We start from the raw sequence: 4,973 nt of genomic DNA on the forward strand, positions 1-4,973 counted from the left end.
GCGGTGGACCTGTTCGATGCCGGTTCGGTGGAGGCGCTCGCCGAGCGCTGGAACCGGGTCCTTGAACTCGTGACCACGGCACCCGAGACCCGGCTGGGCGCCGTGGACGTCCTGCGCGACGACGAACGCGAACAACTCCTGCACGTGTGGAATGACACCACCGCCCCCATCACGGGCACGCACGTCGTCGAGGCATTCGGACAGCAGGTGGCCGCCGCTCCCGACGCGGTGGCGGTGATGGCGGACGGCGTCGAGCTGACGTACGGCGAGTTGGATGCAGCGGCGAATCGGCTGGCGCACCATCTGCGCGGCATGGGCGTGGGCCCGGAGTCCGTGGTAGGTGTGTGCCTGCCGCGCGGCGCCGAGTTGGTGACCGCGATCCTCGGAGTGTTGAAGGCGGGCGCGGCATATCTGCCGATCGACGGCCGGCTGCCGGTGGAGCGCGTGGCGTTCATGTTGGCCGACAGCCGGGCGCAGCTCGTATTGGGAACGCAGGAGGCCCTCGACGACCTGCCGGCCGGGCGGGTACGGATGGTCGCTGTCGACGACCCGATGACGGCTGCGCTGCTCGAGGCCCAGCCGGACACCACGCCGGCGGTGGCGATCGATGCGGCCGGCCTGGCGTATGTGATCTATACGTCGGGGTCGACGGGTGTGCCCAAGGGTGTGGCGGTCGCGCATGCCGGTGTGGTGAATCTGGTGGCGGCGCAGGGTGAGCGGTTTGCGGTGGAACGTGGCTCGAGGGTGTTGCAGTTCGCGTCGATCGGTTTCGATGCCGCGGTGTCCGAGGTGCTGGTGACACTGTGCTCGGGTGCGGCCCTGGTGATGGCATCGGCCGACGAACTGCTGCCGGGCGGCGGGCTGGCCGATCTGGTCGCCGGTAACGGGATTTCGCATGCGACGCTGCCGCCGGCGGTGCTGGGCGCTCTCGACGCCGACACCGACCTGGCCTCGGTCACCACGCTCGTATCTGCCGGTGAAGCCCTGGACGCGGGTCTGGTGGAGCGGTGGGCTTCGGGTCGTCGGCTGATCAACGCCTATGGCCCGACCGAGATCACGGTGTGTGCGTCGATGTCGCAGCCGCTGACACCGGGAGACGCGCCGACGATCGGTACGCCAACTGCCAACACACACCTGTACGTCCTCGATGAGTCGCTCCAGCCGGTGCCGGTCGGGGTTATGGGCGAGCTGTACGTGGCAGGAGCCGGCGTTGGACGCGGCTACGTCGGCCGTGCGGGCCTGACGGGTGAGCGGTTCGTGGCCTGCCCGTTCGGGACAGGTTCCGGTGAGCGGATGTACCGGACCGGAGACCTGGCCAAGTGGACCCCGGACGGCCAACTCGTCTTCGGCGGCCGCGCCGACGAGCAGGTCAAGATCCGCGGCTTCCGCATCGAGCCCGGCGAGATCGAGGCCGTACTCGAAGCTCACGCCGAGGTGGCCCAGGCCGCGGTGGTCGCACGTGAGGACACCCCCGGTGACAAGCGCCTGGTCGCCTACGTAGTGGCATCGGACCCGGACACCGACCCCGGCGAGAGCAGCATCGACACGGATGGTCTGCGTGACCTCGTGGCATCCCGGCTGCCGGAGTACATGGTCCCGGCCGCGTTCGTGACACTGGCGGAACTGCCGCTGACCGTCAACGGCAAGCTCGACCGCAGGGCCCTGCCCGCACCGGAGTACGTCGCGGGTGCGGGCCGTGCCCCGGCCACCGCGCAGGAGGAGATCCTTTGCGAGGTGTTCGCCGAGGTGCTGGGCGTGGAGTCGGTCAGGGTCGACGACAACTTCTTCCAGCTGGGCGGGCACTCCCTGCTGGCGGTGACCCTTGTCGAACGGCTCCGCGTGCGCGGTGTGTCGGTGTCGGTACGGGCCCTGTTCGAGGCCCCCACTCCGGCCGGCCTGGCCGGAGCCACGGGCATCGGCTCGGTGGAGGTGCCCGAGAACCTGATACCGGCGGATGCGGAGCGGATCACGCCGGAGATGCTCCCGCTGGTCGAGCTGTCGCAGCAGGAGATCGACCGGGTGGTCGCGGCGGTCGACGGCGGAGCGTCGAACGTGGCGGACATCTATCCGCTGGCGCCACTGCAAGAGGGACTGCTCTTCCACCATCTGCTGGCGGACGGCGGCGTCGACGCGTATGTCTCCGTACGCGTAGTGGAGTTCGCTTCACGGGAGCACCTGGACGACTTCGCCCACGCGCTGCAGCGCGTGGTGGACCGGCACGACATCTACCGCACGGCCGTGGTGTGGGAGGGGCTGCGCGAGCCGGTCCAGGTGGTGTGGCGACAAGCCGTGCTGCCCGTCGTCGAGCATGCGCTGGAGGTCGATCCGGCGGATCCGACGGCCGCGGTCGAAACCTTGCTGACCATGGCGGGCTCCGTGATGGACCTGGACCGGGCTTCGCTGATGGATCTGCACATGGCCGAGGTCCCGGAGGGCCGGTGGCTCGGTGTGGTGCGGATGCATCACATGGTGCAGGACCACTTGGGCATGGACGTGCTGCTGCAGGAACTGCGGGCGGTGCTGGCCGGCCGGGAGGACGAGCTGGCGCCGGCGATGCCGTTCCGGAACTTCGTGGCGCAGAGCCGTGACGTGCCACGGTCCGAGCACGAGCGGTTCTTCAGTGAGCTTTTGGCGGACGTGAGCGAGCCGACCGCCCCGTTCGGGCTCATGGACGTGCGCGGTGACGGCTCCGACGTGGTCTCCGAGATGGTTCCCCTGGACGCGGAGGTCGTAGCGGGACTGCGGGACGTGGCGCAGCGGCTCGGGGTGAGTGCGGCGACGGTGCTGCACGTGGCCTGGGCGCGGGTCCTTGCGGTGGTGGCCGGCCGGGACGACGTGGTGTTCGGCACCGTGCTGTTCGGCCGGATGAACGCCGGCGAGGGCTCGGACCGGGTGATCGGCCCGTTCATCAACACCCTGCCGGTGCGGTTGCGCATAGGCGACGTGGGTGTGCAGGCGGCCGTGGAGGAGATGCAGGTCCAGCTGGCCGGGCTGCTGGAGCATGAGCATGCTCCGCTGGCGGTGGCACAGCAGGCCAGCGGTCTGACGGACAGCACACCCCTGTTCACCTCCATCTTCAACTACCGGCACATCGCGGGGGAATCCAGCCAGTCGGAGCCGGAGCCGGAGCCGGAGCCGGAGTCGGATTCGGATTCGGATTCGGAGTCAAGGCCGGATACGGATACGGATACGGATACGGAGAGGCAGACGGAGGCTGATCGCCCGGATCCGATGGCCGGGATCCGTAATGTGTTCGTGCGGGAGCGGACGAACTATCCGATGGCGGTGTCGGTCAACGACCGCAGCGGTGGCGCCCTGACACTGACGGTGGAGGTGGCCGACTCGGTCGACCCGCAGTTGGTGGCTCGGCTGCTGCGCACCGCGGTGGAGAACACCGTCACCTCCCTCGTCGACGCCCCCGATGCCACGCTGCGCAGCATCGACGTCCTCGCCACCCAGGACCGCGAGGACCTCCTCCACCGGTGGAACGACACCGAGGCCGCAGGCCCGGCGGACACAGCCATCGAGCTCTTCGCCCAGCGGGTGCACGCCGCACCGGATGCGGTGGCAGTGATGGCCGACGGCGACGAGTGGTCGTACGCCGAGCTGGACGCACGCGCCAACCGGCTGGCGCACTGCCTGCGTGACCGCGGCGTGGGCCCGGAGTCGGTGGTCGGGCTGTGCCTGCCGCGTGGGCCGGAGCTGGTCGCCGCCATCCTGGGCGTGTGGAAGGCGGGTGCGGCGTATCTGCCGATCGATGGACAACTGCCGCGCGAACGAGTCGAGTTCATGCTCGGCGACGGTGGTGTGCAGCTGCTGGTGGCGGACCACACGGCAGCCGAGAGCCTGGCGGCGGTGCTGACCGGCATGCCGGTTGTGTGGCTCGATGAGCCGGAAGTGCAGGCACAGCTGGCCGAACTGCTGAGTACCGCCCCGCAGTTGACAGTGTCGCCGACTGGGCTGGCGTATGTGATCTATACGTCGGGGTCGACGGGTGTGCCCAAGGGCGTGGGTGTCGCGCATGCCGGTGTGGTGAATCTGGTGGCGGCGCAGGGTGAGCGGTTTGCGGTGGAACGTGGCTCGAGGGTGTTGCAGTTCGCGTCGATCGGTTTCGATGCGGCGGTGTCCGAGGTGCTGGTGACACTGTGCTCGGGTGCGGCTTTGGTGATGGCGTCGGCCGACGAGCTGTTGCCGGGTGGCGGGCTGGCCGATCTGATTGCCGGTAACGGGATCACGCATGCGACGTTGCCTCCGGTGGTGTTGGGCGCTCTCGACGCCGCCGATCTGGGCTCGGTGACCACGCTCGTATCTGCGGGTGAGGCCCTGGATGCGGGTCTGGTGGAGCGGTGGGCTTCGGGTCGTCGACTGATCAATGCATACGGCCCGACGGAGATCACGGTGTGTGCGTCGATGTCGCAGCCGCTGGCACCGGGAGAGGTGCCGTCGATCGGCGCGCCGATCGCGAATACGCGCCTGTACGTCCTCGACGAGACGCTCCAGCCGGTGCCGGTGGGTGTTGCGGGTGAGCTGTACGTGGCGGGTGCCGGTCTGGCGCGCGGCTATGTGGGCCGGCCCGGTCTGACGGGTGAGCGGTTCGTGGCGTGCCCGTTCGGGACGGGGTCCGGGGAGCGGATGTACCGGACCGGTGACGTGGCCAAGTGGACCCCGGACGGCCAACTCGTCTTCGGCGGCCGGGTCGACGAGCAGGTCAAGATCCGCGGCTTCCGCATCGAGCCCGGCGAGATCGAGGCCGTGCTCGAAGCGCACGCCGAGGTGGCGCAGGCGGCGGTGATCGCACGTGAGGACACACCTGGGGACGAGCGCCTGGTCGCCTACGTAGTGGCATCGGACACCGATGCCGGCCTGGACACAAGCGGCCTGCGGGACGTGGTGGCGTCGCGGTTGCCGGAGTACATGGTGCCGGCCGCGTTCGTGACGCTGGATGAGCTGCCTCTGACGGTCAACGGCAAGCT

1 protein-coding gene is annotated in these 4,973 nt (G+C 69.4%); it reads left to right on the plus strand.

What is annotated here, in order from left to right; genetic code table 11:
* A partial coding sequence (locus ABT004_RS35855; RefSeq protein WP_351345877.1) for a non-ribosomal peptide synthetase occupies window positions 1–4,973 on the plus strand: 4,973 nt, incomplete at both ends.

The organism is Streptomyces sp. NPDC002790, assembly GCF_040295505.1.
Lineage (GTDB): Bacteria > Actinomycetota > Actinomycetes > Streptomycetales > Streptomycetaceae > Streptomyces.